The organism is Rhodococcus sp. SGAir0479, assembly GCF_005484805.1.
GTDB lineage: Bacteria > Actinomycetota > Actinomycetes > Mycobacteriales > Mycobacteriaceae > Prescottella.
Window position 1 is genome coordinate 845,630 of the sequence record NZ_CP039432.1, and the last position, 25,969, is coordinate 871,598.

The following is a 25,969-nucleotide window of genomic DNA, read 5'->3' on the forward strand; positions in this document are numbered from 1 at the left end:
CTCGATGTGGTCGACGCGAATCAGTGTGTCGGTGATTTCCGGAATCGAACATCTGACGGTCGCGGTTGGACTGGGTGCCAGGTCCTGACAGTAACCGCATGCAATACGCGTACATCGCCAAGCGGCGTAGTTCAGGAAGTCCTGGTCGCCGATGCATTGGCCGGTCGGTGGTCCTTGCTACATGCTTCGCAGCGACGGCCCGCGATGCGATGATCTGCAGATCCGTGTTGTCAGTCTTGCCGAGTGGGACAGCCTTCGTCATGCTCGAACGCGCCCCCTAAACTGCGGATTTCTAGCATCCAAACTCGGGAATCGTCGGATGCGTTGCGGGAGGATTGACGGACGTTGAGCGATACAACGAATGCAGGCTACTGGGACGACACCCCATATCGGCGTCCAGTAGCCGAGTACTCATCGCCTCTGAACGCGCTGTGGCTAAACGGTTCTGTCAGCCTCGAGACTGTAACTGGGTTCGGTAACGAAGACTTCTTCGAGTCACTTCCTCTCGGTGTTCGCCTCATGGTCGAGCTTATCCCTGAGCCGGGGAATCCGGCCGATTCAGCCGCTGTCGCCTTGGACATCGAAGGTGAGCGGATCGGCTACCTCCGTCACGGCATGGCTGTGCAGTTTCAGCCAGAGATCGTCGCCGCGAATCATCTCGGGTTCCGAGTCCTCGCGCAGGCGAAAGTGTTCGAGTCGTCCTACGACGCTGGCATTCTGCCAATCAAGAAGAATGGAAAGAGTGACCGTGCAGGTCTCGAGTCAGGCGACTTTGTCAGCCGGGAGTTGAATCTTCGAGGCACATGGCCTGAGAACCTCGCGAGCTGGCTCATTCTGCCAGAGGCGGTGCGTGGTCCGGATTTCTTCGAACCTACCTGGCACACGCCGGACCGGCAGGACGATTTTCAAGAACAGCTTTCGGATATCCTGCTGGGCCGACAAACGTTCGTAACGGAGTGCGAACTTTTGCTCGGCACGACGGAGGATGGGCTGGGAGTCGACGTCTACATCGACGACGTTCATCTGGGCACGCTGCGCCCGCACTCCGTTCACCAAAATGAGCTTTTGATCAGGACGGTCCGCTCTGGTAGGCGCTCGGGCATCGCAGTACTGAAGCAGTGGCCTGACAATGTTGCTCTCAGAGTATTCATTCCCGATCTCGAATTCCTCTCCAAAAAGGAGGGTTTCGTGTGGGCAGACGAGGCTCAAGCTAGACGCGAGGCCGCGTACCGCGATCTTGACGAGCGGTTGGCGCGCGCCAAGGCCATTGAGTGCTTTCAGGGCAGGCTCATCCATGAGTGGTCGGAGCCGATCGACAAGCTCTATCGGGCGGGGAAGTATCACGAGGCACTCGAACTGCTGGTCCCACTGATATCGGTCGACTTCGAGTATGAGGCGCTTGTCGGGCGCACTCCGGGCTTCTATTTCACAGAGCGGGCAGCGATCATCTGTCGGAAGCTCGCGGACTACGCCACCGAAGTCGAACTTCTCGAGCGTTATGTCGAGGAGTACGGCAAAGTCGCCTTGGAACTCGGAGATGGCGACGAGTTCGTCGATGATGAGGACCTCGTCGAACTGCACGCAGAGAATGGCGTTCCGTCGAAGATCAAGAAGCGACTTGATCGTGCCCGAGTGCTGCGGGAGAAGGCGAAGGCTGCACGGCACTAGGCGTGAAATGGTGGAACCGAACTCGGAAGGCACGGTTGCTGTCACTGCGTAGATGAGTGTCTCCAATACGCCTCGAACCGTGCCTCGACATCCGCGGTGATGCGGAGACGTTCCGGTGTCAGTTCGATCGCCGACCGTTCGGCGTCCTGGATCGGTGCCGACGCGGCCATCGCCCATATGACCGGCGTGCCGACGTCGGGGCGCGAGCCGGCGTTCAAACATGCCCGGGTCGGCCAGGGCGACGGCCTCGATCCGCTTGCAGCCCAGGCTTCGGGTGTAGCCCTTGGCTTTGGCGAGGGTGTCTCGGACGGCGAGATCCCGCACGCGCGAGAGCGCTTTCGCGTGGGCCGTCCGGGTGAGCTTCCACTCCAGGTGCGTGACGTTGACTCCCTCGATCGCCGATGCCCGGTCGACGAACGAGGCGACGGCGTCGAGATCGCGGAACGTCACGGCTGCAGTGACCGTTGACCGGTAGTTCCAGGGCGGTTCGCTTGAGAAGGACGCTCGCCGGCCGCTGCGCCGCTGGTTCGTCGATCAGATGCAGCACACCCGCTACCGCCCCTATCACCCGCAGGCGTCGAACTCGATGTTCAGGTGGACCACACCGCGATTGGGCGGGACCGAGCGTTCGGCATGGCCGGTGACGGTGATCGTGACGGGATTGGTCGGCATGAGGCCAGTGTCCCCGAGAAGTGCTGTAGGGGCTTCAGAACAGCGTCGGCTCGGCGCGGGCGCCGCTGCGGGCTTCGTGCACGCGGGCGTTCCAGCGCTGAACCAGCCACATCTCGATCAACTCCGGCTCGGTGCCCACCTGCGTCGCCCAGTCGCCGAGCAGTTCCAGGTAGCGGTCGTAGCGGCGGAGGGTGAAGCCGCTGACCGACGGCTCCTCGAGCCAGCCCTCGTGGATCAGCGTCGAGACACCGTGCTGATCGATCGCCTGGGCGCGAATGCCGCCGCGCCGCACCCCGACCGCCCACATGAACAGCGCCATCAGCGGCACCCCGACACCGGGCATGTCCGGCCAGCCCGACCACGCGTCGCGGGACGGTTCGGGGATCCGCTTGTCCTTGACGCACCGGTCCAGCACGGTCTTGATCTTCGCGAGCGGGTCCTGCTCGGCGTACGGATTGAACACGTCCGGCACCCGGCGGGTGGCGCGGCGGCTGGCGTGGGCGCTGCGCCAGGCGGCGCACAGGAACAGCAGCCCGAGGGCGTCGTGCTCGGCGACGACCAGTTCGCTGTCCAGTTGCAGGTCGTTGCGCTGGACGACGGCGATACCGCGGTCGACCACCCGGCCGTCGAGGTCGCGCCCGTGCAGGACGATCTCGTGCCCCTGCTCGCGGAGGTGGTGGTTCCACCAGTCGAGGTCGAGGCGCGGGCTGTCGTCGAGCACGTGCAGCGGATAGGCGCGAGCGCGGCACCACTGCACGCAGGCCTCCGGTGGCGCGAACCCGTCGTCGAGCAGATGCATGTGGCGATGATTGCACCAGGCACCGACAGCCGCCCGGCACGACACGGTGGCAACCCGGCCAATGCGGGCATACCTTTGATCGTGAGGGCCCGATCGTGAGTGGCTACGTGAGGCGACCGGGTCCTCACCGTAGGTGAGTGCAGATGACCGCATTGGGTGTGTTGGCGCTGGTAGTGGGCGTGCTGCTGATCGTGATCGAAGCGCACGCGCCGACCTACGGTGCCCTCGGTGTGGTCGGCACCGTGTTCGCTGGGACCGGAGCGTGGCTGCTGTTCACCTCCGGCGGAGTGGGTCTCGAGCTCGCGCTGCCGGTGACCCTCGGGACGGCCGCCGTCGGACTCGGCGCGGTCGCCGTGACGGGCCGCAAGGTACTCACCGCCCGCCGTGAACCCGTGCGCACCGGCGCGCAGTCGCTCGTCGGATCCGAGGCTCTGGTCCGCAGTTGGGACGGCGAGCAGGGGCAGGTGGAGATGGACGGCGGCTTGTGGCGCGCCCGAATGGCGTTCGGCTACAACGAAATTCCGAGTGCGGGGGAGTCCGTCGTCGTCGAGGGAGTGCGTGGACTCACGCTGAGCGTGCGTCGCCGTGAACCGTGGGAGTTGCCATGTTGACCACCATCATTCTGGCCGTCATCGTCGTCGCGCTGCTCGCGGTGATCGTCGCGTCGGCCGCCGTTCGGGTGCTGCGCGAGTACGAGCGGGGTGTGCTGTTTCGGCTCGGACGGCTCGTCGACCTGCGCGGGCCCGGGCTGGTGCTGCTGATCCCGGCGGTCGACCGGATGGTGCGGGTGAGCCTGCGGACTGTCACGCTGAACGTGCCGATGCAGGAGGTGATCACCCGGGACAACGTGCCGGTGAAGGTCACCGCCGTCGCGTACTTCCGGGTGGTGGACGCGGACCGGGCGATCGTCGGAGTGGAGGACTACTTCGCGGCGACGTCGCAGATCGCGCAGACGACGCTGCGGTCGGTGCTGGGCAAGGCCGAGTTGGATTCGCTGCTGGCCGAGCGGGAGCGGCTGAACGAGGACCTGCAGAAGGTGATCGACCAGCAGACCGAGCCGTGGGGCGTGAAGGTCACCACCGTGGAGATCAAGGACGTGGAGATTCCGCGGGACATGCAGCACGCGATCGCGCGGCAGGCGGCGGCCGAGCGGGAGCGGCGCGCGAAGATCATCAATGCGGAGGCGGAGTACCAGGCGTCCACCAAGCTGGCGGAGGCCGCGGACGTGATCAGCCGCAACCCGACCACGCTGCAGCTGCGCTATCTGCAGACGCTGGGGGAGTTGGGCGGGGAGAGCACGTCGACCGTGGTCTTTCCGGTACCGATCGATCTGGTGCGGCCGTTCCTGGCGGGCGACGGGGCGCCGGCGGCGTCGACGAGCAGCGAGAAGCCGGCGTTGCGGAGGCGGAGCGACATGGAATCGCTCATCGCCGGCTGGACGTCGGTGCGAGCGAACGCCCAGCCGGCCGAGAAGTAGCGAGCGAGCGTCAGTTCGACGGCTGGCCGACCGGAATCGTTTCGCCGAGGTTGCCAGCGTCGTGGCCGCCGCAGGCGCAGTCGTCGCCGCAGCCCCCGCATCCGCCGGCGTAGGAGTCGTCGTCGGCGTCGCAGTCGAGGACGCCACCGAACTTGGCGGCGAAGTCGTCGTCGAGGTCGTGGGTGAGTTCGTGGATCTCGTCGACCAGGTTGATCAGGTGCTGCGGTGCGAACGGGTCGGCGTCGACCAGCGTCGAGACCAGCAGATGCCCGTCCTCGATGGTGAAGCGCAGCCGCGGCCACTCGGCGGAAAGCGCCGGCAGATTCTGAGCGGCCGCGGCGCCGTCACCGAGCTCGGAGAGGATCGACGCCCACACGTGCAGCTGCGGACCGTCCTCGGCGACCGTGACGTAGAGCCCGAAACCGTGGACCGGGATCGCGATGTCGCCGTCCTCGTCGACCTCCGGCGCACTGCCGAGGAGTTCGGTGAGCGTGCGGAGGCTCAGGGCCTGCAGCTGCTCGCGGCTGTCGGTCGCGATCGCGAACGCGCCATCGAGCTGAAGCGGCTGGTCGGTGGTGTCGTGCTCGGTCATGATTCCCCTGTCCGGCGCCGGCCGGATCTACGGTTCGGGCGCTGCAAAGTTGGTGGATGGTGGGTGTAACGGTAGCGCGGTCCGGATCGGGGGTTTTCCGAGGTCGGCGGCTATCCCCCATATGACGCCCACTTTAAAGGGCATGTCTGTATCAATGGTTGTCGGCTCCCCGGGATAGCCTTCGACTCACTGGTTCCAATGGGGAGGACTTGAGTGGTGGCGGTAATGGGGCCGAGCGATGATGCTCGCCTGAGGCAAGAAGCGATGCAGTTCCTGACCCTCCGCACCAACGACGGACTCGACTCCATCACCCGCGATGAACTCCTCGATTTCACCTTCGACGGCGCGATGTTCCGCCTCGTCGACCCGACACGTGGTATCCGCAAGCCGCGGGAGCTGGGTGCCGCGCTGTCGATCATGACCACGTACCGGGCCGCAGGAGCGGCGCGACCGTACGAGGACGAGGTCGGAGGCGACGGATTCCTGCGATACAAGTGGTCCGGGACCGATCCCGAGCATATGGACAACCGCGGTCTGCGGGCCGCGATGAACCTGCAGGTTCCGCTGATTTGGTTCTTTGGGGTCGGTGTCGGGCGCTATCAGCCGATCTATCCGGTGTACCTCGTCGACGAGGAACCAGACAAGCATCAGTTCGTCGTCGCGATCGACGCATCGCGCGATCTGCGTCGACCGGAGTCGCGGGTCGAGGAGACACTGCGCCGGTACGTGGTGGCTGAGACGAAACGGCGCCTGCACCAGCCGGTCTTCCGCGCGGCGGTGATGCGAGCCTACGAGACGCGCTGTGCCGTGTGCGCGCTGGCGCACGGTGAGCTGCTCGACGCCGCGCACATCGTCCCGGACGGCGACGAGCTGGGGATTGCATCTGTACGAAACGGTTTGGCACTCTGCAAGATTCACCATGCGGCGTACGACGTCCGGATCCTCGGCATCAGTCCGGACTTCGTCGTCGAGATCCGCGAGGACCTGCTCTACGAAATTGACGGGCCGATGCTCGAACACGGGCTCAAGGAACGTCACGGCCAGCCACTGATGGTACTGCCGAAGGCGCGAGCCGAGCGCCCCGATCGGCAACTGTTGGAGCTGAGCTACAAGAGGTTCCGCGCGGCGGTGTGAGGAGCCTCGGTGAAGACAGCCTCCAAGCGAATGAGTCGGATGCTTGGAGGGTGAGGGGTAGTCGAGTTTCCTTGGTATAGATAATCGCAGGTAGCGGAATCACGGCGGAGGCACGGTGGCGCACGAACTCACGGACTTCCTGGACCCGACGGACACTGCGCTGGCCGAAGCGTGGCGTTCGGTCCTAGCCCGTACCGACCCCGGCGGTGCACGGCAGGTGAACTTCATTCCCTGTGAAGTGGTGCTCTGTCTGTGCGCCACAAGGGTCGTCGACCACAGCCGGTTCGGCAGCGGCTCGGCCGACCGGGCGCCGTTTCCGGTACCCCAGCTGGCGCGGCTGTTCAAGCGCCCGAACTCGAGCATCCTGGCCAAGATGGCGAACCTCGACGGCAGCCGCCCCAACGGTGGCAGACACGACCGCGCCGTGCACGACTGCTTGGTCGGCGACCCCGACGCATTGGATGCGTTGTATCTGCGAATCCTTCGTGCTGCCCGGCTTCAGGGGATCGGCCCGGATCTCTTGCCGGATTTTCTCGGGCTGGTGGCATCCGACGAGTCCGGCGACCCGGTGGAGTCCGGTGACGGTGACCAGGAGGATGCCGAGTCCACTCGGTTGATTCGATGGTTCCGTGGACTCGACGGTCAGGTGATCGTCGACCGCACCCATGTCTGGATTACCCGTGAGAATGTCGAAGCCTTCGCCTTCGCGACAGAGCCTCGCCGCGCCCCGTTGACCGCGGTACGCGCGTGCCGGCTGTTGCCGTCGCGGGCTGATGGGGCAGGCGGCATGGTGCACGTTCTCGTCGACGGTGCGGACGAGCTTCCTGCCGACTGCGTTAGCCATCCGGACGCCGTCGTCTTCGGCGTCGGACAGGAGCGAGACTTCGAGGATCTGGCAGCGATGCTGGCCTCGCCCGCGGACGCGACGGAGGAGTCGACGACGAGTGCGTTCCTCGCTGCTCTCGACCGGATGGAGAATATCGCCACGGCGCAGGAAATCCTCGACGCGGTGTTGGAGGAGCGCGGGCGAAATCAGGACGAAGACGCTGTGGCCAAGCTGGCCGACGAGTTGGACGAACTCGATGACGATCCGCGGGTCACCTGGGCGTGGGTGGGGGAAACCTGGGTCGCGGCAGGCGGACTCCACGCCGGGGGCACCACCGACTCCGTCGAGCTGCTGCGCGCGATGAGCCTGCTCGTCGACACCCTTCCGGGCGACACCGGTGTCGCCGCATTGTGCGCAGCAGCGGCCGACACGCCCCTGGCCGGCATCTCCACGTGGCGCCTGTCCGAGCTGTGGGAAGCCCTGTGCGCCGACCGCGGTGACAACGAGTCAGCGAAACCCGAGCCAGCAAAGCGCGAGCAGGCGGAAGGCGAGCGCCGTGCCGCCCCGGCCGGCGCCATCCGCGAACCGCAGGTGCCGGCGCCCCCGCGTCGGGGAAGCACCGATTCGTCGTCGGCCAGTCCTCGTCCTGCGCGTACGATGCCGCAGGTTCCGGCGCGCCCGATGAATCGGCCTGCAACACAGGATCGGATCGCACCCGCTTCGCGGGCCGTTCCCAGTCTTGTCCCGCCGGCCGCAAACCGGTCGGCGGCGGTGGGGAGCCGATGGCGGGTGTTCCTCGATTGTGCGGGCTTTCGAACCGTCGCCGTCTGTGATCCGCAGACAGGGGTGATCGAGATCAGTAAGGGTGAGTTGAAGGGCCGCCGCTTTCCCAACCCGACCCTCGCCGCCGCGGCGGTCGTCGAGCGACACGAACCCGGAGCACTCCCGCCGGACGACGGGTGGACCGCCTGGATCGTCGATGACGGCAGAGGCCGCACTCTCGGGACGGTGCGCAAGATGGACGGAACTGCAGCCGACACCCCGGGTGTGAGCGCGCCGCGGAGCGTCGCCGCGCCCGTCGACGCTGCATTGGTCGCGGCAGCGACTTCGCCGACGGCAGAGCGGGGAATTACATGGTTCATCGAGCAGGTTCGGAATCGGGGAGGCGAGGCCTCCCGCGTTACCGGGACACTGCGAACTGCCGTACGGGTGGTAATACCGGGCTGCGCACCCGTCGTGGTGCGTGTCAAGACGCGGACCGGCGGCACCTGGCAGGCGACCAAAAAGGACGAGAACCTGCGGACCGACGACACCGGTGCGAAGTTCTGGGCGTTCGTCGACTTGTCGGTCGCTCCGACCGAAGTCTTCATCCTCCCCGCCGCGGAGGTCGCGGCCGGCATTCGACGGGCAACCGACGCCTGGATCGCTCGAGACCCCAGTCGGCGGCGCACTGGGCACCATGCCATCGAGTTGGCCCGGATCGCACACGGGCGTGGCCGCTGGGATCTCCTAACATCCCCCGACTAGCGCCGGCAGGCGGGTCCGGCAATCCGGTGTCGTACCCGGTCCCTACCCTTAGTGCGACGTGGCGTAGCTGATCAGGACACAGGAGGGGCGCACGGTGCACAGGGAGGACGACCCCCACCTCAAGGACCGAGTCCAGCGATTGATGGGATTCCTTCGGGAACTCGTCAAGTCGCGGAGCAAGCCCGTGCTCGACCACCGACGTCATGATGACGTGGTGTGGTTGAGCGGTGACGCCGTCGACATGGCCTTGGTGCGCGACGCTTCGGCTGGAGACGTCATGCTCCGCTCCCGTGTCGTGCTGGTCGACCCACCGGCGCTGCCGCCTCGACTGAACACTTTGGTACAAGGGGACACGACGGACTCCGCTGCGTCGCCGCGACTGGATCCGAAGGCGACCGATGTCGGAGGAGCGTTCGACTCCTGGCTGGCCGACTGGCAGGCGTGGGCCGCGGTGGACCGGGAGCGGCGTCCGGCGTGGAATCTGCACAACTCGCTGCAACGGGCGATGCAGGAGCTGGGTTCGAGGCCGGAATCGATCGAACTGGTGCTGGCGTCGGGGCTGCTCACCTTGCCGGCGAGCGCGGCCGGGGAAAGTCTGCGGACCCACATCCTGACCCAGCCGGTGACCGTCGAACGCGATGAGTCCACCGGCGATCTCCTGGTGCGACTGGCCGCCGAGACGTCTCCGCGACTCGAGGACACTCAGCTGCTCACCGGTATGTCGATTTTCGATCCCACCGGTTCACGCGCACTGCAGGAGAACTTGGAGGGGCTGACGTCCCCGATCGATCCGGGGATCCCGGTATTCCTCAAAGCCTGGGCGGAGCGGTCCCTCACCGTGCCGGTGAACACTGGCGACGAGACGGATACTGCCGCATTCGATCGGACCCTCGTGCATGCCCCGGCATTGGTGCTACGCAAGCGCGGAGCCTTCGCGCTGGTCGAATACTACGACCGAATGATCGCAGAGGCCGAGCGGGACGACGTCCCGGTGCCGTTGGGGCTTGCACAACTGGTGGAAGCGATCGAGCCGGACGACCGGGTCGCCTGGTTGGACCGCACCGGGGCGTCGCCGTCCGCGACGTTGGCCGACGACCCGCTCTTCCCGCTGCCCGCGAATCCCGAGCAGCGGGAGATCATCGAGCGGCTCGCCCGCGACAGCGGCGTCGTCGTCGAGGGTCCTCCCGGTACCGGTAAGACCCACACGATCGCGAATCTCGTGTCCGCGCTGCTCGCGCAGGGGCAGCGTGTCCTCGTCACCAGTGAGAAGGCACAGGCGTTGCGGGTGCTGCGCGACAAACTGCCGCCGGAGATGCAGGAACTGTGCGTTGCCATCACCGACGTCGGTCGCGGAGGATCCGCGGAACTGAACCGCAGCGTCGCCGAGATCGCCACCCGCAAATCGTCATACAACCCCGGCTCCACCGCCGCCCGCATCAACGATCTGGCGACGAGGCGCGATCAGGCATTGAGCCGACGCAGCAGCATCACCGAGCGCATCCGGTCGGTCCGGGAAGCCGAGATGTTCGTCCATGCGGAAGTCGCGCCCGGATACGCGGGGACCACGGCCGCGATCGTCCGTGACGTCACCCGGCGAGCTGAGCGATTCTCGTGGTTGCCAGGGCCACTGAACGCGGCCGAGCCGTCGGTGAACGGATCGCAGCTGCAGGCGATTCTGGAGCTGACCTCGCGGTCGACGCCGGAACGGGTGCAGCGCCTGCAGCAGGCTCTGCCACGGATCGACGGCGTGCTGCCTGATCCCGCCGAGCTGCAGCAGTTGTGCGTTCGCGCCGGCGCGGCGCCGCGAGAGGTTCGGCCGGAAGCATCCTGGTTGATGGCGTTGCTCTCCGACGCGCCACCGCACGTGCTGGCGGACATCCGGATGCGGTGTGAGCGCTTGCAGGCGGTAGTCCACGACGTGCGCCGTCAGGGGCAAGCGATCGAGGCCGCCGCGGATTCGGTGCTGTCCGGGACGGCAGGCCATCTGTGGGCGAAGACCGCGGAGATCCCGAGCCTTCTGCAGGTTGCAGCTCAGGCAGACACGTTCGTCGGACAGCGGGCCGTCGAGACGACGGTGGTCGGTCGTCACGCGCTCGAGGCGTATTCGGCGATGGCGACGGCGATGCGTGGTGGGGCCGAATGGCGTGGCCGATTCCGCAAGAGTGACCAGCAGAAGGCTGTCGAGGCGCTCGGGCCGGTCGCGACCGTCGACGGCAGGCCGGCGGCGACAGCGGACGCGTTCCAGGTCGTCGCCGAGCACCTGCGCGCTCTCGACTGTGTGCAGCGCGCGGCCGCGATCCTCGCCGATCTCGGTGTCCCGTTGGAGCTGAACGGATCTCGCAGCGCGTGCGTCAATGCACTGTCCGTCGTGGAGTACTCGATTCGGATCGTGAATTCGCTGGTCGAGCACGCGAACTCGATCACCGAGTCACTCCGCTCGGTGCATCCGTCGGTGTCGTCGATTCGGAGTGTGACCGAGGCGGCCGCAGTCGCGGATGCGGCAGTGGCAATCGCCGCGACCGCAGACACGGCGGCCGCCCGCGACTCGTTGTGGCAGTTGGCCAACTCTGTAGCGGAGTGCTTCGCGACGGCGCCGTCCCCGGAGTCCACGGCAGTGGTCGAGGCGATCGGAGTCGGTGACTACGACGCGATCGTCGCCGCGCTGTCGGATCTGGACGCGGCGCGGGGCGAGCGGGAGGACGAGGAACTGCTCGCGTCGTTGCGCCGGTACCTCCAAGACGGGGCTCCCGCGCTCGCGGCCCTCGTGGCCGAGACCTCCACGGATTCGCAGTGGGCGACCCGGGTCGCCGAACTCGATGACGCCTGGGCGTGGCGGCGTGCGCAGCAGTGGGTGCTTGCGCAGACCGAGGAGGGGCTCGACAGCCGGCTCGAATCCGAGCTCGACGCCGTCGAGGCGGACATCGCTCGGCTGACCGCACAGCTCGCGGCCGAACGAGCGTGGCGTGGCTGCCTCGAACGAATGACGGCCGAGCAGGTACAGGCGCTGCAGGCGTATCGGGGTCAGGTCGCGAACATCGGCAAAGGCACCGGAAAGTACGCCGAGCAGTACCGGGCCGCGGCACGGTCGGCGATGCAGGTGGCGCAGGGTGCAGTCCCGGCATGGGTGATGCCGTTGCAGCAGGTGCTCGCGTCCATCCCCGCGGAGCCGGGCGCCTTCGACGTGGTGATCGTCGACGAGGCCAGCCAGGCCGACATCGCGAGCCTGTTCCTGCTGTGGCTGGCGCCGCGCGTGATCGTGGTCGGCGACGACAAGCAGTGTGCGCCGAGCGAGGTCGCGTCCGGAGCCTTGGATGCGGTGTTCCAGCGCCTCGATAACTACCTGCCGGACATGCCGGACTACCTGCGGGCGAGTCTCACGCCGAGAGACAGCCTGTTCTCGATGCTGCGGACCCGGTTCGGTCAGGTGGTGCGACTACGGGAGCACTTCCGCTGCATGCCCGAGATCATCAACTGGTCGAGCAACCAGTTCTACCGGGACGCGCCCCTGGTTCCGTTGCGGCAGTTCGGGTCCGACCGACTCGAGCCGCTGCGCACGTCGTACGTGGAGGGCGGCGTCGTCACGGGGCGCGACGCGAAGCTGAGCAACCGGCCCGAGGCGGTCGCGATCGCCGACGCGATCGCGGCGTGCCTCGACGATCCCGCCTACGATGGCAAGACGTTCGGTGTGGTCGTGCTACAGGGCCAGGCACAGGTCGACCTGATCCGCAACGAATTGCTCGAGCGGATCGACGGCCGGCAGTGGGATGAGCGGCAGTTGCGGGTCGGCACGCCGCCGGACTTCCAGGGTGACGAGCGACATGTGGTGTTCCTGTCGATGGTGATCGCGCCCGGGCAGCGGGTGATGGCCCGCACCGACAACAAGGCGCAGCGCGCTTTCAACGTCGCAGCCTCGCGAGCACAGGACCAGCTGTGGCTCTTCCATTCCGTTACGTCGGATGCTTTGCGCAGTACCGACCTTCGACACTCGCTGTTGACGTACATGCAGTCCACGTCGCCGGCGCCGGCGGATCCGATGCCAGCCGGAGTCACCCGCGACGACCGGCATGCCGATTTCGACAGCCTCTTCGAGCAGCGGGTGTTCCTCGACATCACCGCCCGCGGCTACCACGTCAATTCTCAGGTCGAGGTGAACAGTCGGCGGATCGACCTCGTCGTGACCGGTGCGGCTGGCCGCCTCGCGGTCGAGTGCGACGGCGACGCCTTCCACACCACCCCCGAGCAGCGGGCTCGGGACCTCGAACGGGAACGCGAGCTCAAACGGTGCGGGTGGGAGTTCTGGAGGATTCGCGAATCCGCGTACTACCTGGACCCTGTCGGTGCGATGAACGGACTCTGGCGCGAGCTTGACCGCCGGGGCATCACGCCATTCGTCCTCGAGGAGGGCAAGGCTGGTTCCGGAGAGGCGTGGACGCCGGTAGAGCTCCTCGACGATGAGTCGGTGACCGACGAAGCCGCGGGCATCGGCGGGGAGTGGTCCATCCCGGAGGGAGCCGAAACGGTTGCGGACGATATGCGATCGGCTATCAACGAGCGGGTGGATGAGGAGTCGGAGGCGGCTCGCGATGTGAGCGTTTCCCGGCAGGAGTCGACCGCCCCCGCCGCCACGCTTTCCGTGTCTGCTTGGGAAGTGGTTGAGCCCGAGCGGATTCCGCTGCCAGAGCCAGTTCTGGATGTCGAGACTTCGCCGATGCCGCTGCGACAGGGGGTCTCGACGATTCCCGAGCGCACCGCAGTCGTTCCAGGTGAATCGCCGACTCTCCCCGAACTCGAGCCTGAGCCGGAGGTCCGAGCGAACCGACATGAAGCCAGTACTGATCCTGACGCGGCGCTCGAGATTGCCTCGGGTCTGGAGCCTGGAGCTGTGTCTGAGCTGGCGCCAGGTCAGACTGGTCTGGGATCCGCATGGGAAGTCATGCCTCGCAGTGCAATCCCCCGCGAAGAGGATCCACTGACGGCGCGCGTACTGAACGCTGCCTCCGAGGGTGCCGTGACGACGTCCGGGTTGGCGGCGGCGTGGGGTCTCGATCGCCGCATGGTCCGGACCGCGATCAAGGAGTTGCTCGAGGCCGGTTCCATGGTGCAGGTCGGTAGTCGGCGAGGCACCAGGTACGAACTGGCGAGCCGACAGCCTGCGCTGAGCGTCAGTCGCACGGCGACCGACCCGGCACTGGCAGGAGGTGGCGTCGGCGATTCGCCGGCGACCGGACCGGAACCAGCCCCGGAACCCGCCCCCGATCCCCGTCCAGTCATCGCACCGCGATTGCTGCAGCCGATGGTCATGGCGGCGATCAAGCGGGGGCCGCTGACGGTTGCGGAGCTCGAACGTCGACTGCCTGTCGAGACCGATTATGTCCGTGAGACCGTGGAAATCCTCGTCGAGACGGGTTGCCTGGTCCGGATCGCTGATCACCTCCACCTGCGGGAGGACGTATCGGGCGAGACGGTTACCGAAACCGGGCCGGACGTGGCGGCCGCCTCGCCGGCGCGTCGGCCGGGAGATGATCGAAGCACGGTCGAGCAGAAGGTGCTGGGCCTGCTGCAGCGGGGACCTGCGACGTTCGCCGTGTTGGTGCGCACCCTCGGTGACGACACCTTCGAACTCGGACCCCGGCTGGACAAACTGGTCGATGACGGGTTGATCATTCGCGTGGATGGTGTCTACTCGCTCCCCCGAGGAGAGAGTGTCGGAGACAGGCCGCCGGCCAATGCCGCCGGTTTGAAAAACAAGCCCCAGGGTGACCCGGATCTTCCCGCAGCAGCGCGAGCGACCGCGAAGAAGCTGCTGTTCGCCGCCGCATGGGGCGCCCCGGTCACCCTCGCGCGGGCCGCGCAGATCACGCGCCTGCCCGAAATGGAGTTGCTGTCGATCCTGGACGAGCTCGAGCAAGAGCAGGTGTTGCGTAGGGAGCTCGGCCTCGGCGGAGCGACGTGGGCGCGCCGGTGACGTTGTCTGCCGGCTTCGAGCTGCGCGCCTGGCAGCGGGAAGCCATCGAGGGGTGGGTCTCCGCCGGGCGGCGTGGTGTCGTGGAAGCCGTCACCGGAACAGGGAAGACCGCGGTGGGGATCACCGCCGCGGCCGACGCGGTCGACCGCGGCAAGGCCGTTCTGGTCGTAGTGCCCGGGGTGGCCCTGCTCGAGCAGTGGTACCAGGCGATTCGTCGTGCGGTGCCACACGCGCGGGTCGGCCGCCGCGGGGCGGGTGCAACCGACACGTTCGCGAACGTCGACATCCTGATCAGTACCGTCCAGTCGGCCATCAACCCGGGTGCACCCATGCCCCGGCGTCCGGCCTTGCTGGTCGCCGACGAGGTGCATCGCTACGGCGCCTCGACGTTCTCTCGGTTGCTGACCGAGGACTTCGACGAACGGCTGGGCCTGACAGCGACATTCGAGCGCACCGACAACGGCGTGCAGGAGCATCTCCTGCCGTACTTCGAGACCCTCGTTCCAGGCTGCGACTACCGGCGTGGGCATCGGGACGGCATCCTGGCGCCGGTCCGGGTCATGCTTGTGTCGGTGCCGTTCACGCCGGAAGAGCAGGCCGAGTACGCCGAGCTGGACGAGACGGTCCAGAAGGAGCGGCTTGCACTGACTCGTACCCACGGGTGTCGGCAGGAACCGTTCGGCGAGTTCATGCGTGACGTGATGTTGCTCAGCGAGGGCGGAGGTGATCGGGCCACGTGGTCGGCTCGCCGCTACCTGAAGGCATTCTCGCGGCGACGTGCGGTTCTCGCCGAGAGCTGCGGCAAGATCGAAACACTCCGGGAGATCGGCGCCGTGCTGGCCACCGGCGGACGCAGCATCGTCTTCTCGGAGACGAAGGAATCGGCGAAGGCGGCAGCCGAGGCGCTCCTCGGGCAGGGGGTGCTCGCTGCGCCCTACACGAGCGACCTGTCCGCGGACGAACGGGCAGAGCTTCTCGGGCTGTTCAAGGACGGCATCATGACGACACTGGCGGCGCCTCGGGTGCTCGACGAGGGTGTCGACGTCCCCGAGGCCGATGTGGGCATCATCCTTGCCAGCAGCCGGACCCGACGACAGATGATTCAGCGGATGGGCAGGATCATCCGACCGAAGTCGGACGGTCGGCATGCCTCGTTCCTGGTGCTCTACATCGGGGACAGCAGCGAGGACCCTGCCCGTGGCGCGCACGGCACCTTCCTCGAACAGCTCACCGAGATCGCGACGGACCTCGTCACTGTTGACGCGGACGCGGCTCCCGCACTGCTCGCCGACTGGCTGGCGCCGACACCTCGCATAGACAGCGCTCCCGGAGGAATGAGTCCGACGGATCCGCGCACGACCGAGAGCACCGGGTCGACGGCCGACGATGCTGATCCCGCGGAAAGCGAGTTGCATGCGTTGCTGCGGGCTGCGGCCGCCAGTGCCGATGTCGGGATCGGTGACCTCCTCCTTTCCTGCCTGGCTGTTCTCGATCCCGAACAGATCGGGGTAGTGCTGCACCGCTTCGGCATTGGTGGATTGCAGCCGGAGGCGCCGCGGCGGATAGCGGAGATGCTGGGGATCAGCGAGTGCGCAGTCCACGAGTACGAGTCGTCCGCGATCGCGCGTCTCGCCGCAGAAGACGTCGCGTCGACGCTGAACGAGCTGACGGCGATGTTGGCGCACGAGCCGGCGACCAGGGGAGGGCCGAACGAATGACTCATGTGGTGGCGACCATCAACCTCAAGGGCGGGGTGGGGAAGACGACGACGACCGCTGCGCTGGCAGAGATGCTGTCCGGCGAGTTCGGACAGCGTGTGTTGCTCATCGATCTGGACCCACAGACGAACCTGACGATCATGATGATCGGCGAGGCGCGGTGGGGGGAACTGGACTCGGCGGGAAGAACTCTGGCGACGCTGTTCGAGGTGGCGCTGGGCGACCGCGTCGGACCGGTGGACGTGGACGGTCTGATCCAGCGCCAGGTGTCGCCGTTGACGTCGGTCGCCTCGGTTGACCTGATTCCGTCGTCGCTTCGTCTGATCGGGTTACAGGACCGGGTCACCGACATCGGCGCCGGGCACACGGAAGTGATGGCGCGCGCACTGCGACCGGTCCTGGACGAATACGACTACGTACTGATCGACTGCCCGCCCAACCTTGGTGCGATGACGCTCAATGGACTGCGCCTGGCCGATGCCTACATCGTGCCGACCATCCCGGATGTGATGTCCACGTACGGGATCGGACCGGTGCAGGAGCGGATCCGCCGGTTTGCCGACGAGTGGGGGACCGACATCGTCGATCTCGGGGTGGTGGTGACCAAGTACCGCAAGGCGTCCGCGGTGCACCGCAACACGGTCGACGATCTGAACCGGAACAAGCAGGTCTCGATGGTGTTCCCGTCGCTGATCCCGGAGGCGAATCAGATCGCCGCGGCGGCCGAGTTCGTGGACTTCGGCACGTTGCGGAGAAAGTACGGCAACGATGGGCAGTTCACCGCGCTGCGGGATCTGGCGCAGGATTTCATCGCGACGACGAAGGTGCGGTTGACATGGGCGTGAACGGACGAGGCGACGGGTTGGACGCGGAGACGCTGCGTCGGCGCCGCGCGGTGACCGAAGCGGAGACCTCCCTGATCGCCTTGGTCGACGCGAACCCCTCTGCGGGGGAGGCGCTGTCGCGTCTCGTGCAGGTCGTGGCGGCGGAAGCGGCGCGGACCCCGAGGTTCGCGAAGGCGCTTGCCGAGGCGCTGGGATCTGGTCCGGCGAGTTCGCCGGCGCCGGCACGGACTGCCGTCAAGACGACGAAGTCACGACGGTCGAAGGGGCTGCTGGACCCGTTCGCGGTGTTCGCGGTGTCGGGGGAGGCGGGTCTGAGGGCGCGGCTGGGAACACTCACTGTCGATCAGCTCAAGGACATCGTCGCCGAGCACGGGATGAACCACGACGGCGCTGCGATGCGCTGGAAGTCTGCGCCACGGTTGACCGACCGGATCGTCGAACGCGTACGGGCACGATCGGTGAAGGGCGACGTGCTCAGATAGGGGGAAGGGCTGTGTTCAAGCGCTTCGTCGGCGACGACGGGCAACTGATCCTGCACGACGGGTACATCTGGGTGACCCGCGAAAACTTGTCACCGAGCTCGGGGTTCAGCCATCCGACGGAGCCTCGACGTGCACCGCTGCATGCGATCGAGCTGCTCACGGTGTTCCGCGGCTCGCGATCGCGGCCGGCCTGCGTGCACGTGATGGCACGTGGCGACAACGCACGGCTGGGGTGCACCCACGCGGCCTGTAACGGTCCGGGCGGCGTTCGCTTCGGCGGAGGTACCAGTGCACCCATTCTGGATGCACTGGTGGCATCGTTCACCGACCTCGGTATCGAGGTGAGGGAGGCGCGGCACGAGGTAATGCCCACTCGACCGCCGCGACCGGCGGTGATGCTGCGTGAGAGGTCCTCCCCTGCACGGACATCGGGTAATGAGAGCGCGGCAGCGGATGGTCTGCAGTGGTATTTGAAGAGGATCAGGCGGGTCGACCTCCTCACCGCGGACGAGGAGGTCGAACTCAGCAGAAGCATCGAGGCCGGGCTGTACGCCAGTCACCTCCTCGAGGCCTATCCGTCGCGAACTACGAGACCGGCGCCTGCGGAACGTCGCGACTTGAGGCAGATCGTGCAGGACGGACGTTCTGCACGGACCCGAATGATCGAGGCGAATCTGCGCCTGGTCGTATCGACTGCCCAGAACTACGAGGGCAGAGGGCTCGACATGCTCGACCTCGTCCAGGAGGGCAATACCGGACTCATCCGAGCCGTCGAGAAGTTCGACTACCGGCTGGGCAACAAGTTCTCCACGTATGCCACGTGGTGGATCCGGCAGGCAATCACTCGGGGGATCGCGGACAAGTCCCGCACGATCCGATTGCCCGTGCACGTGGTCGAGGACTTGTCGCGTATGACGACGGTTCGGGTCGAGGGGGAGATCGAGCTCGGCAGGGCCTTGACCGATGCCGAGGTTGCCCAGCGTGCCGATCTGACTCTCGAGAAGGTTCGGGAGCTGGACGATTGTGATCGGACGGTTCTGAGCATCGAGGCGCTGACCGATAGCGACGACGGTGCTGGACTCGACATCGAGGACGACTGCGCCCACGATCCGTACGAGGCGCTCCATCGCGCGGATGTCCGAGAACGCATCGACATTGTTCTGGAAACGCTGACCGAACGCGAGGCCGGTGTGATGAAGCTGCGGCACGGACTCGTCGACGGTGTTCCGCGCACACTCGAGGAGATCGGCAAGGTCTACAAAGTGACCCGGGAGCGGATCCGGCAGATCGAGGCGAAGACCCTCCAACTTCTCAGGGAACCATCACGAGCGGACGAGTTGCGGCCCTTCGACAGCTGAGACGTCGACTCTCGAACCCGTGGAGCGACCGCGCTCGATCGATACCATTCCGCGTCACTGTACGCATAGGTAAACGCGTTGTAATGGTGCGCCGGCGCACCCGCGTCGGACCGGCGGTGCGCGTCCGCGATCAATCGAAGCGACGCGCCATTGCAGGGGCCGGTAGTTGCTGTCGCGGCGCGGCGGTGCCAACTGGGCACGGGGATAGCAAATCTCAGCAGCAGTCGGGTTGACAAGCGTGGTCGTGTCCTCGCCGAAAGACCGGTCGATAGGTCGTAGACAAGCGGTACTAGGTCAGCATCGCCTGACGGTCGAGCAGACGAAGGTGCGTGCAAGTTGCGAACCGCTCCGATCGAGGTATCTATCCCAGGTACGGCGATCGCGTACATCCACCGGAGCGGGGAACGGAATGCTGCACACATCGAGCGCAACCGAACTCTCTCGTCCGCGAGTCCATCGAGCCGGTTCACCGACTCCTGGGTAGACGAGCACGGAACGTGATACTGAGCGTGCGCCGTTCGCGACGAGATGGCTGTAGGCGAACATTTGGTACTGGTCGTCCCGTACCGCCTTTTCTTGGAGGGGAACGTCGGGCGCGTCAGCCTAGAAATTGTGCGATCGGTGCGTAGTCGAGGTGGAGGACGTGGGCAGCGATCAGATCGTTCTCTAATTCCAGCAGATGGTTCGATGGCCACTGCGGCCCGGCGACCCACGATACTTCGAGTCTCCGCTGGCTACCGAATAGCACACCCTGTCGGTGTCCGACTTTGGAGATCTTGGCGAGATGAGCACGGGGGCGAGCAGGAAGCACACCCTGCCCGACATAGAGTAGAGCGCGATCGGCGTCGCCACGAATGCGGTACAAGCCGGTCGCCGGTGTGGTGAGGTCGCGAGATACGTCGTGCAGGGGTCGCCACGGACTCCATTGATGTCCGCACCACGACGGGGCATGAGGATCCGGCGTCAACCGCCCCACGGGGCTTGTCCCGGCACGGTGCTCTGCGAGCGTGGGCCCGCTGTAGGGCCCGCCACGAAACCGATTCCCAGCCGCAACGAGTCGCGCATTGTTCGGAGAAGACGCGCGGTACCCGACCGGGACGCGACCGAATTGCACGGTCGGGGACGCCCCGTGCGTCTGGCGATGCAGGCCGATCTCGAGCGCTTCGCGTCCCAGTCGAAGGAGTGGGTCCCCGGTAGTCGTCATAGCCGAGGCTTCGAATTCGCAGCCGGTCGAGTGCCGCAATGCCCACAAGGCCGGCGCGGCCGTGTGGGGGTCGCGATAGGGCATCGTGTCTGAGTGGCAGCGGGACAGCGCGCCAAGTCGTTCTCTGAGACTGCGGCCGGTCTGGCCGACGTAGTCGAGATCGACCCGGCCTGTACGACGGACCCGGTACACCCCCGGCGTGCGAGGGATTGTGGGATTGCGGGAAATGCCGTGCAGCGGAACCCACGCGCCCCACGTCAGCTCCGGTGGAAGATCGGTCATGGTTGATGTTCTACAGGGAAAACAATGTCTGGATTCAGTATCCCCAGTGTCGACAGACTTCTCCGGTTATGTTCCCATCGCGGCACCCGAAGTAGGTCTGTGTACATCCGGACGTCTTGCATCCGGACTGCTCGGCCAACTGCTTGTTCAGAGCGGCTTCCTCAGGCGTAGCTGGCTTGATGGTGCCTGGCTGTGACGTGACTCGGTTGGGGTCGGGGTAAGTGCCACCCGTATACGGGTTTTGGCACACAATTCCGTTGCAGGTGAAAGCGTTTGCCTGTCGCTCGCTCTCGAGATACTGGGTGCCGCCCATCGTGTCGAAGCACCATTGCGAGTAGCGCATCGTGCCGTCGCTCCACTTCGCTGGGCCAGGCGTACCCTGCAGGCACTCGACTACGAATGGCTCGGTGACGACAGTCTCATCGACAACCTTGGTTGTCGAAACCGGAGTCTCGGTGGTGGTCGCTGGTGTGACCGTCGATGTCGTCGTTGGCGTTTGGGCAGTGGAGGTAGTCGTCGTTGATGGGCTCGGTGTTGGCGTCGTAGTTTGAATGTCATCAGTCGATTCCGCGGTACATCCGATGATCAGAGCCAGCAATGACATTGCCGCTGCGAGCCGTGAGGACCGCTTCCAACTACGACTCATTCTTTCTCCATGCTTGAGGGTCGTCTCACAGACGTGTGCTGAGCGGGAGGGCATGTCGAGCTTCGACACCTAGTACGTCCACTCACAGCTTTCGCGGTGACGCGTAAGTGCACCGACGTCGGGGTGCGCGTGGGCGTTGACTGGTAGCCGAAGAGTCCTTCCGTGCAGTGTTCGGTACTCGCTGTCCCGCAGCCAAGGGGCGAGGAGGACTGTCATCGAGCTCGAGACGGTGATCTGGCGCAGGTCGAAGAGTGTGTGGATATCGGAGCGCAGCAGAAGCCCGTTGGCGACATGGTTCGTGTGGGCTCCGTAGTAGCGGTCGATGTGCGCAGCCTCCAGCACCGCGGTGACGGTGGATCCGGTGACCGCGCAGGTGCCGCTGTAGGCGACGATCAGTGCGTTCCGAAAGCGCGCCTGCCCCCGCCGCAGAGTGATCTGCCGCTCCGCTCTCTCGCGCATGTCGTCGCCGGGTACGTATGCGACCGCTACATGGGGAAAGGCAACGTCGACCTGGTGATCGAACTGTCCTCGTAGGAATGTCTCTGCATCCGGCTCAGAGACTTCGTTCGCAGGCGACTGTGCCGCGTACTTCTTGCCGCCGGCCAACCTGAGTTCGTTCCACGATGCCAGACGAGGGACGTCCTCGCTGACGACTTCGAACTCGAAGCGATGCGTGTACTGACCGAGGTCGTTGTCCACCCACCTGGCACCTCGGGATTCCGGGCCGATGGGATACAGCGATGTTGTCGCCCGCACCCACGACACGAACCCTGTCTCGGACAGCCAGAAATAGACGTCGTCGCCGGGCTCGATGCGTGTGAAGTAGCCGGGGCGCCTGACATCCCACAGCCTGTCGTCCCGCGCGAACCCCCAATGCTCGGGAGTTTCCTTGCCGATCTTGACAATCCAACTGGTCAAAGCCCATGCGCCTATCCGGGATCGCACCGGGTGGAGGCATGTCCTGTCGCGGAAGCCTGTCGGGCCGTGCTCGTGAGTGGTGTTCGGTTCGTCTCGCTGGATCAGTCAGCGAGGTTCGGCAATCAGCGCGCGCAGCGCATCCCTCGTCTGTTCGTCCGTCGAGTAGATGACCGTGCCGACCATGCCGCGGGTCAGCAGCACCTTGTAGACGTTGCGGACCAGCTTGTCGAAGCGGGCGTCGCTGACCTTCTTCGAGTTCTTGAAATCGGGATCACGATTCGCCGCGCGCACGGTCGTGAACCGTCCGTCACGCCAGACCAGGTCCGGGCCGAGGATGACGCCGTTCCAGTCGTACTCGAACCCCTGCGCGGTGTACACGCAGCCGACCTGGCCGAATCCGCCGTCCTCGGTCGCCCACAACGCCGACGGGGGAGCGTCGCCGATCCGCCTGTCGCTCTTGCTGTTCCACGGGCGTGCCCAGTCGTCGATGACGACGTCCGGGACGAGGGTCCCGTCCTTGCGGGCGTCGCTCCACGGCCAGCAGTAGCCGGCGGTGATGCGCGCGCCGTACCCGTTCCCCATCTGCTGGGTGAGCAGGTGCTCGAGCTCCTGCGGGCTGTCGGCGACACGGACGGAGAATTGCGGATCGCCCTTCCACGGAACCGGTCCGCCCTCAGCCAGACCCAGCAGGCGCTTCACCCACAGCACGTACTCTTCGCTGCCACCGCAGCGGAACTGCTCGTCCAACTGCACGTGCTGCACCTCGAGGCCGAGGGATTCGGCGTGGCGCTGGATCTGTTCGAGCGACCCCATCTCGCCCGGCCGCACGATCTGGTGTTCGTCGAGCAGGAACACCGGCACGCGCGCCGCCGCGATCAGTTCGTCGATCTGGGGGCGGTCGGTGCGCAGCTCGGCCCGGGTGTAGCGGTCCACGGACGTCTCCCGGATCCGGTGGGCTTCGTCGAGCACCAGGACGTCGAGACCGTTGCGCTCGGCCGTCATGAACTGGTTGAAGTATTTGAACATCTTCTGCACCCGCGGCGCCCGGTAGCCGGCGACCTTGCGAAGGGTCTGGGTGAAGGAGCGGGAACCGGTGGCGTGCAGGACGGTCCGGCCGCGCCGGGCGAGTTCACCGACGAGGGACAGCGCAATGACGCTCTTGCCGCTACCGGGTCCGCCGGTGACCACGACAATCCGTTTGCTGTCCGAGGAGCGGGCCTGTTCGACGGAATGCAGCACCAGGTCGACCGCCAGCTGCTGGTTCCCCAGCAGGTGGAACTGCGGCCGATCGCGAACCTCGGCCGCGGCGACTTTGAGGAGCTGCTGCGACGGCGCCACCGCCGACCGCATTAGGGTGTCGCCTGCGGAATGTCCGGCGGCGGATGCGGAGAGGCGCGAGCGCAGGAACGCGGCCATGTCGTCCCGATCGGCGGCCGTGAACAGCCGGCCGGTGACGCTGGCCGGGAAGCCGCGGAGTTCCGCGACCGCCGACGGGTCGGTCGCGTTGTGCAGATACGCCATCCCGGCGAGCGCGTCCGGCTGGTCGGCGACCGCCTTGGCGAAGTCGGCCAGGTAGTCGCAGTAGCCCTTGACCTGAGCGACCGGGTGCAGCTTGGGGCCGCCGGGCATACCGGGGACCTCGACGAGCTCGGGGCTGTCCTCGAACCGGTAAGCCGACGACCATTGCTTGAGCTCGACGACCACGTACGAGGGTGCGCCGGTGTCGGGGTGGACACCGGCGAGCACGACATCGGCGCGCTGCGACGTCAACGGCAGGTGGTACTCGACGAGCATCTCGACGTCGCCCAGGCCCACGTCTACGAGATCCCGGGCGAAGACCGGCAGACTCCGGCCCCACGACTTCTGTTCTGCTTCGCTGGCTCGGCGTCCGGTGGTGAACAGCATCTGCTCCAACAACTGTTCGACCAGCGAATCGGGATGAGCGATGCTGGCGACATGTTTCGCCGACGTACGAAGCAAGGTCACAGTGGGGTCCCCCGGGCAGCACGAATCCAGTCGTGCGGGTGGGGGCATATCCGTGGCTGTGCATCACAGCGGAAGTCCGTCGGGCCGCGAAGAAGAGGATATCGGACAGCGACGACACGGCACTTGCCTGTCGGCAGCGTCGATCACGACCATTGCGAGGGCCGGGCTCAGTTGTCGCTCGGCTCCTCATCCAGATCGTCGTCACGCGCCACCTGGCCTCGTTGGTCGACAGGGCGGTCGATGATGCGTTTAGAGAGTTCGGCACTCACCAGCTCTGCGCGCCTGCGGAGGAACACGTCGTAGTCGTCAGAGCCGAACCCGAACCGCTTGAACGATCCGATCAGGTGCGATGCCATTGTCTTCTCGATGTCAGGGTTCGATTCGGAGAATCGCTTCATGTACTTCGACGGCGCGTCCGCTCTGATCAGTCGCTTGTTTAGATCCGCATCGACGATGGTGATGTTCAGGACATTGTTCGCTTCGCGCTCTGTGCGCCCCTTCTTCTTGAGATATGCCCTAGGGAAGAAGTGGTGGTAGTTCCTGCTGTTTGCCTGCTTCAGCCAGGCGTTTCCGATGTGGACCTTCGCGTTGTCCTCGAAAGATTTTGGCTCGTGGTACGCGAACAGGCACAGGATGGCTTTGACGAAGGCTCGGCTCGGCGTAAACCAGCCGTTCTGAATAAGGAACTCGGGATTTACGTCGACGGCCCAGTCGTAGTCGGGCGACTCGCTCGTGAGGATTCGGTCGATTCGGTGTTTGTCCTGCGCCAATCGGGACTCTGTCGAGGCGGAGTAGCGCCCGCCCAGTGCGCATCGCCAGAAGAAGTCTTCCAGAAGCTTCTTCTGGTTTGGATTTGGCTTTGCCCTGTGGTGGTAGAAGAAGTATGCAAACGGTACGAGTAGGGCGTTGAACGGAAGGAGCTTCGACGCGGGGATCCTGTATGTGCCTCGGAAGTACTCGACGGCTGACTCCAGTGCATCAGTCGCTGCGGGCCAGCAATCGATGAACTCGTTCTTGTCGAGTCGGAGAATCGACTTCTTGTTGCACTCGCCGTCCAGGATGAGTGAGACGAGTTGGAGGAGGATTGCATCGGAGACAGTCTCGTACTCAACGGATTCGAGGCGACCGAGAAGGTCATCGAATTTCGCTGACAGGTCAAAGTCGCGGGTTTCGTCGTAAGTCTTCGCTGCCATGATCTCGAAGGTTGTCAGAGACTTGCCGCCGACGTTGATCCGGGTGAAGATCTCGGTGGCTACATCGATCTCGACATCTGCGACTTTGACGATCGGGAAGTCGTAGGAAGCGAGCCGCTCCCGGTATGAATCAATGTTGTCGAGGAACTCGTCGGCGTACTTCTTCGCGACCCGAGTGCCGCCTGTCAACAGGTCTGTGAGAGTGATCCACGAACCAGGTTCGAGATCGGAGACATCGGTAACGACGATCGAGTCGTGCTCGGTCGCCTTCAGATCAATGAAAATCAGGGAGAAGTCGTCGATGCTTCCAGACGGTCGAACTATTTTCTCTCCGCGAATCGCGGCGAACAAGCTGGTGAGACGCTGTTGGCCGTCTAACACGAACGCGACTTCAGTACCCTCGGGCGCGTCGGGGAGCGTGATCCCGCCAATCTCGCGAACCGATCGAAGTCGTTCTCGAGTGGTCCAGAAGATGAAGGTGCCTACGGGGTATCCCTTGATGACACTATCGAGTAGCTTCGCGGAGCTCTGTAGCGACCAGACGAACTCTCGTTGGAACTGAGGGATCTTGATCAGGCCTCGCTCGATATCAGCAAGGAGCGCTGGATGCTTCAGATGTGTGGGCGTTGGCGCGACCATCAATCCTCTTTCCCATGAAGTGGTGGGTGCTTTATACC

At 65.5% G+C, this 25,969-nt stretch carries 16 protein-coding genes and 1 pseudogene; 10 read left to right on the top strand and 7 right to left on the bottom strand.

The window, feature by feature from the left end; translation table 11 throughout:
• Positions 1 to 345 precede the first annotated feature (345 nt).
• Positions 346 to 1,668, top strand: a complete 1,323-nt coding sequence (locus E7742_RS04010) for a hypothetical protein (RefSeq protein ID WP_137797762.1) — start codon at positions 346 to 348, stop codon at positions 1,666 to 1,668.
• Positions 1,669 to 1,920: 252 nt separating this feature from the next.
• On the opposite strand, the pseudogene E7742_RS23425 reads toward E7742_RS04010, so the two are convergent.
• The 3 genes and pseudogenes from E7742_RS23425 to E7742_RS04020 all read right to left on the bottom strand — a co-directional run.
• Positions 1,921 to 2,118, bottom strand: a pseudogene (locus E7742_RS23425) (SIMPL domain-containing protein); the annotation flags it as partial.
• A gap of 114 nt (positions 2,119 to 2,232) precedes the next feature.
• The gene (locus E7742_RS23595; RefSeq protein WP_302660641.1) at positions 2,233 to 2,340 is read right to left on the bottom strand and encodes an SIMPL domain-containing protein; all 108 of its coding nucleotides are present in this window, start codon (positions 2,338 to 2,340) and stop codon (positions 2,233 to 2,235) included.
• Positions 2,341 to 2,374: 34 nt separating this feature from the next.
• The gene (locus E7742_RS04020; RefSeq protein WP_137797763.1) at positions 2,375 to 3,139 is read right to left on the bottom strand and encodes an 8-oxoguanine DNA glycosylase OGG fold protein; all 765 of its coding nucleotides are present in this window, start codon (positions 3,137 to 3,139) and stop codon (positions 2,375 to 2,377) included.
• A 143-nt stretch (positions 3,140 to 3,282) separates the two neighbouring features.
• Here E7742_RS04020 and E7742_RS04025 point away from each other — a divergent pair, with 143 nt between their 5' ends.
• Both E7742_RS04025 and E7742_RS04030 read left to right on the top strand, forming a co-directional pair.
• Positions 3,283 to 3,750 (top strand): NfeD family protein, encoded by a 468-nt coding sequence (locus tag E7742_RS04025; RefSeq protein ID WP_137797764.1) that lies wholly within the window; start codon positions 3,283 to 3,285, stop codon positions 3,748 to 3,750.
• The gene (locus tag E7742_RS04030) at positions 3,747 to 4,616 is read left to right on the top strand and encodes a slipin family protein (protein ID WP_254699262.1); all 870 of its coding nucleotides are present in this window, start codon (positions 3,747 to 3,749) and stop codon (positions 4,614 to 4,616) included. Before E7742_RS04025 ends, E7742_RS04030 begins: the two co-directional genes overlap by 4 nt.
• 10 nt (positions 4,617 to 4,626) lie before the next feature.
• On the opposite strand, the gene E7742_RS04035 is transcribed toward E7742_RS04030, so the two are convergent.
• On the bottom strand, positions 4,627 to 5,208 hold the full coding sequence (locus E7742_RS04035; RefSeq protein ID WP_137797766.1) for a T3SS (YopN, CesT) and YbjN peptide-binding chaperone 1: 582 nt from the start codon (positions 5,206 to 5,208) through the stop codon (positions 4,627 to 4,629).
• A 264-nt stretch (positions 5,209 to 5,472) separates the two neighbouring features.
• On the opposite strand from E7742_RS04035, the gene E7742_RS04040 reads away from it, so the two are divergent.
• From E7742_RS04040 to E7742_RS04070, 7 genes are all read left to right on the top strand, one after another.
• Entirely contained in the window at positions 5,473 to 6,342 is an 870-nt protein-coding gene (locus tag E7742_RS04040) for an HNH endonuclease (protein WP_254699155.1), read from the top strand.
• Between the two features lie 115 nt (positions 6,343 to 6,457).
• Positions 6,458 to 8,695: a hypothetical protein gene (locus E7742_RS04045; RefSeq protein WP_137797768.1), complete on the top strand. Its 2,238-nt coding sequence runs from the start codon at positions 6,458 to 6,460 to the stop codon at positions 8,693 to 8,695.
• 142 nt (positions 8,696 to 8,837) lie between these two features.
• Positions 8,838 to 14,660: an AAA domain-containing protein gene (locus E7742_RS04050; protein WP_441346908.1), complete on the top strand. Its 5,823-nt coding sequence runs from the start codon at positions 8,838 to 8,840 to the stop codon at positions 14,658 to 14,660.
• Positions 14,657 to 16,378 carry a DEAD/DEAH box helicase family protein gene (locus E7742_RS04055; RefSeq protein ID WP_232286148.1) on the top strand — a complete coding sequence of 574 codons (1,722 nt, stop codon included), beginning with the start codon at positions 14,657 to 14,659 and terminating at the stop codon, positions 16,376 to 16,378. Before E7742_RS04050 ends, E7742_RS04055 begins: the two co-directional genes overlap by 4 nt.
• On the top strand, positions 16,375 to 17,223 hold the full coding sequence (locus E7742_RS04060) for a ParA family protein (protein ID WP_137797770.1): 849 nt from the start codon (positions 16,375 to 16,377) through the stop codon (positions 17,221 to 17,223). Before E7742_RS04055 ends, E7742_RS04060 begins: the two co-directional genes overlap by 4 nt.
• On the top strand, positions 17,214 to 17,705 hold the full coding sequence (locus tag E7742_RS04065) for a hypothetical protein (protein ID WP_005514159.1): 492 nt from the start codon (positions 17,214 to 17,216) through the stop codon (positions 17,703 to 17,705). Before E7742_RS04060 ends, E7742_RS04065 begins: the two co-directional genes overlap by 10 nt.
• Before the next feature lie 11 nt (positions 17,706 to 17,716).
• Positions 17,717 to 19,063: a sigma-70 family RNA polymerase sigma factor gene (locus tag E7742_RS04070; protein WP_005514158.1), complete on the top strand. Its 1,347-nt coding sequence runs from the start codon at positions 17,717 to 17,719 to the stop codon at positions 19,061 to 19,063.
• A 2,201-nt stretch (positions 19,064 to 21,264) separates the two neighbouring features.
• Here the strand turns inward: E7742_RS04070 and E7742_RS04080 are convergent.
• From E7742_RS04080 to E7742_RS04090, 3 genes are all read right to left on the bottom strand, one after another.
• Positions 21,265 to 22,113, bottom strand: coding sequence for an HNH endonuclease (locus tag E7742_RS04080; protein WP_137797772.1), 849 nt, complete (start codon positions 22,111 to 22,113; stop codon positions 21,265 to 21,267).
• A gap of 105 nt (positions 22,114 to 22,218) precedes the next feature.
• Positions 22,219 to 24,099, bottom strand: coding sequence for a DUF2075 domain-containing protein (locus tag E7742_RS04085; RefSeq protein WP_137797773.1), 1,881 nt, complete (start codon positions 24,097 to 24,099; stop codon positions 22,219 to 22,221).
• Between the two features lie 167 nt (positions 24,100 to 24,266).
• A complete protein-coding gene (locus tag E7742_RS04090; RefSeq protein WP_137797774.1) occupies positions 24,267 to 25,931 on the bottom strand; it encodes a DUF262 domain-containing protein in 1,665 nt (554 codons plus the stop codon).
• Positions 25,932 to 25,969 lie beyond the last annotated feature (38 nt).

Excerpts from the sequence above, each read along its gene's own strand:
- E7742_RS04090 (WP_137797774.1), bottom strand. The coding sequence starts at position 25,931 with ATGGTCGCGCCAACGCCCACACATCTGAAGCATCCAGCGCTCCTTGCT.
- E7742_RS04050 (WP_441346908.1), top strand. The coding sequence starts at position 8,838 with ATGGGATTCCTTCGGGAACTCGTCAAGTCGCGGAGCAAGCCCGTGCTC.
- E7742_RS04025 (WP_137797764.1), top strand. The coding sequence starts at position 3,283 with ATGACCGCATTGGGTGTGTTGGCGCTGGTAGTGGGCGTGCTGCTGATC.
- E7742_RS04060 (WP_137797770.1), top strand. The coding sequence starts at position 16,375 with ATGACTCATGTGGTGGCGACCATCAACCTCAAGGGCGGGGTGGGGAAG.
- E7742_RS04035 (WP_137797766.1), bottom strand. The coding sequence starts at position 5,208 with ATGACCGAGCACGACACCACCGACCAGCCGCTTCAGCTCGATGGCGCG.
- E7742_RS04020 (WP_137797763.1), bottom strand. The coding sequence starts at position 3,139 with ATGCATCTGCTCGACGACGGGTTCGCGCCACCGGAGGCCTGCGTGCAG.
- E7742_RS04065 (WP_005514159.1), top strand. The coding sequence starts at position 17,214 with ATGGGCGTGAACGGACGAGGCGACGGGTTGGACGCGGAGACGCTGCGT.
- E7742_RS23595 (WP_302660641.1), bottom strand. The coding sequence starts at position 2,340 with ATGCCGACCAATCCCGTCACGATCACCGTCACCGGCCATGCCGAACGC.
- E7742_RS04040 (WP_254699155.1), top strand. The coding sequence starts at position 5,473 with ATGCAGTTCCTGACCCTCCGCACCAACGACGGACTCGACTCCATCACC.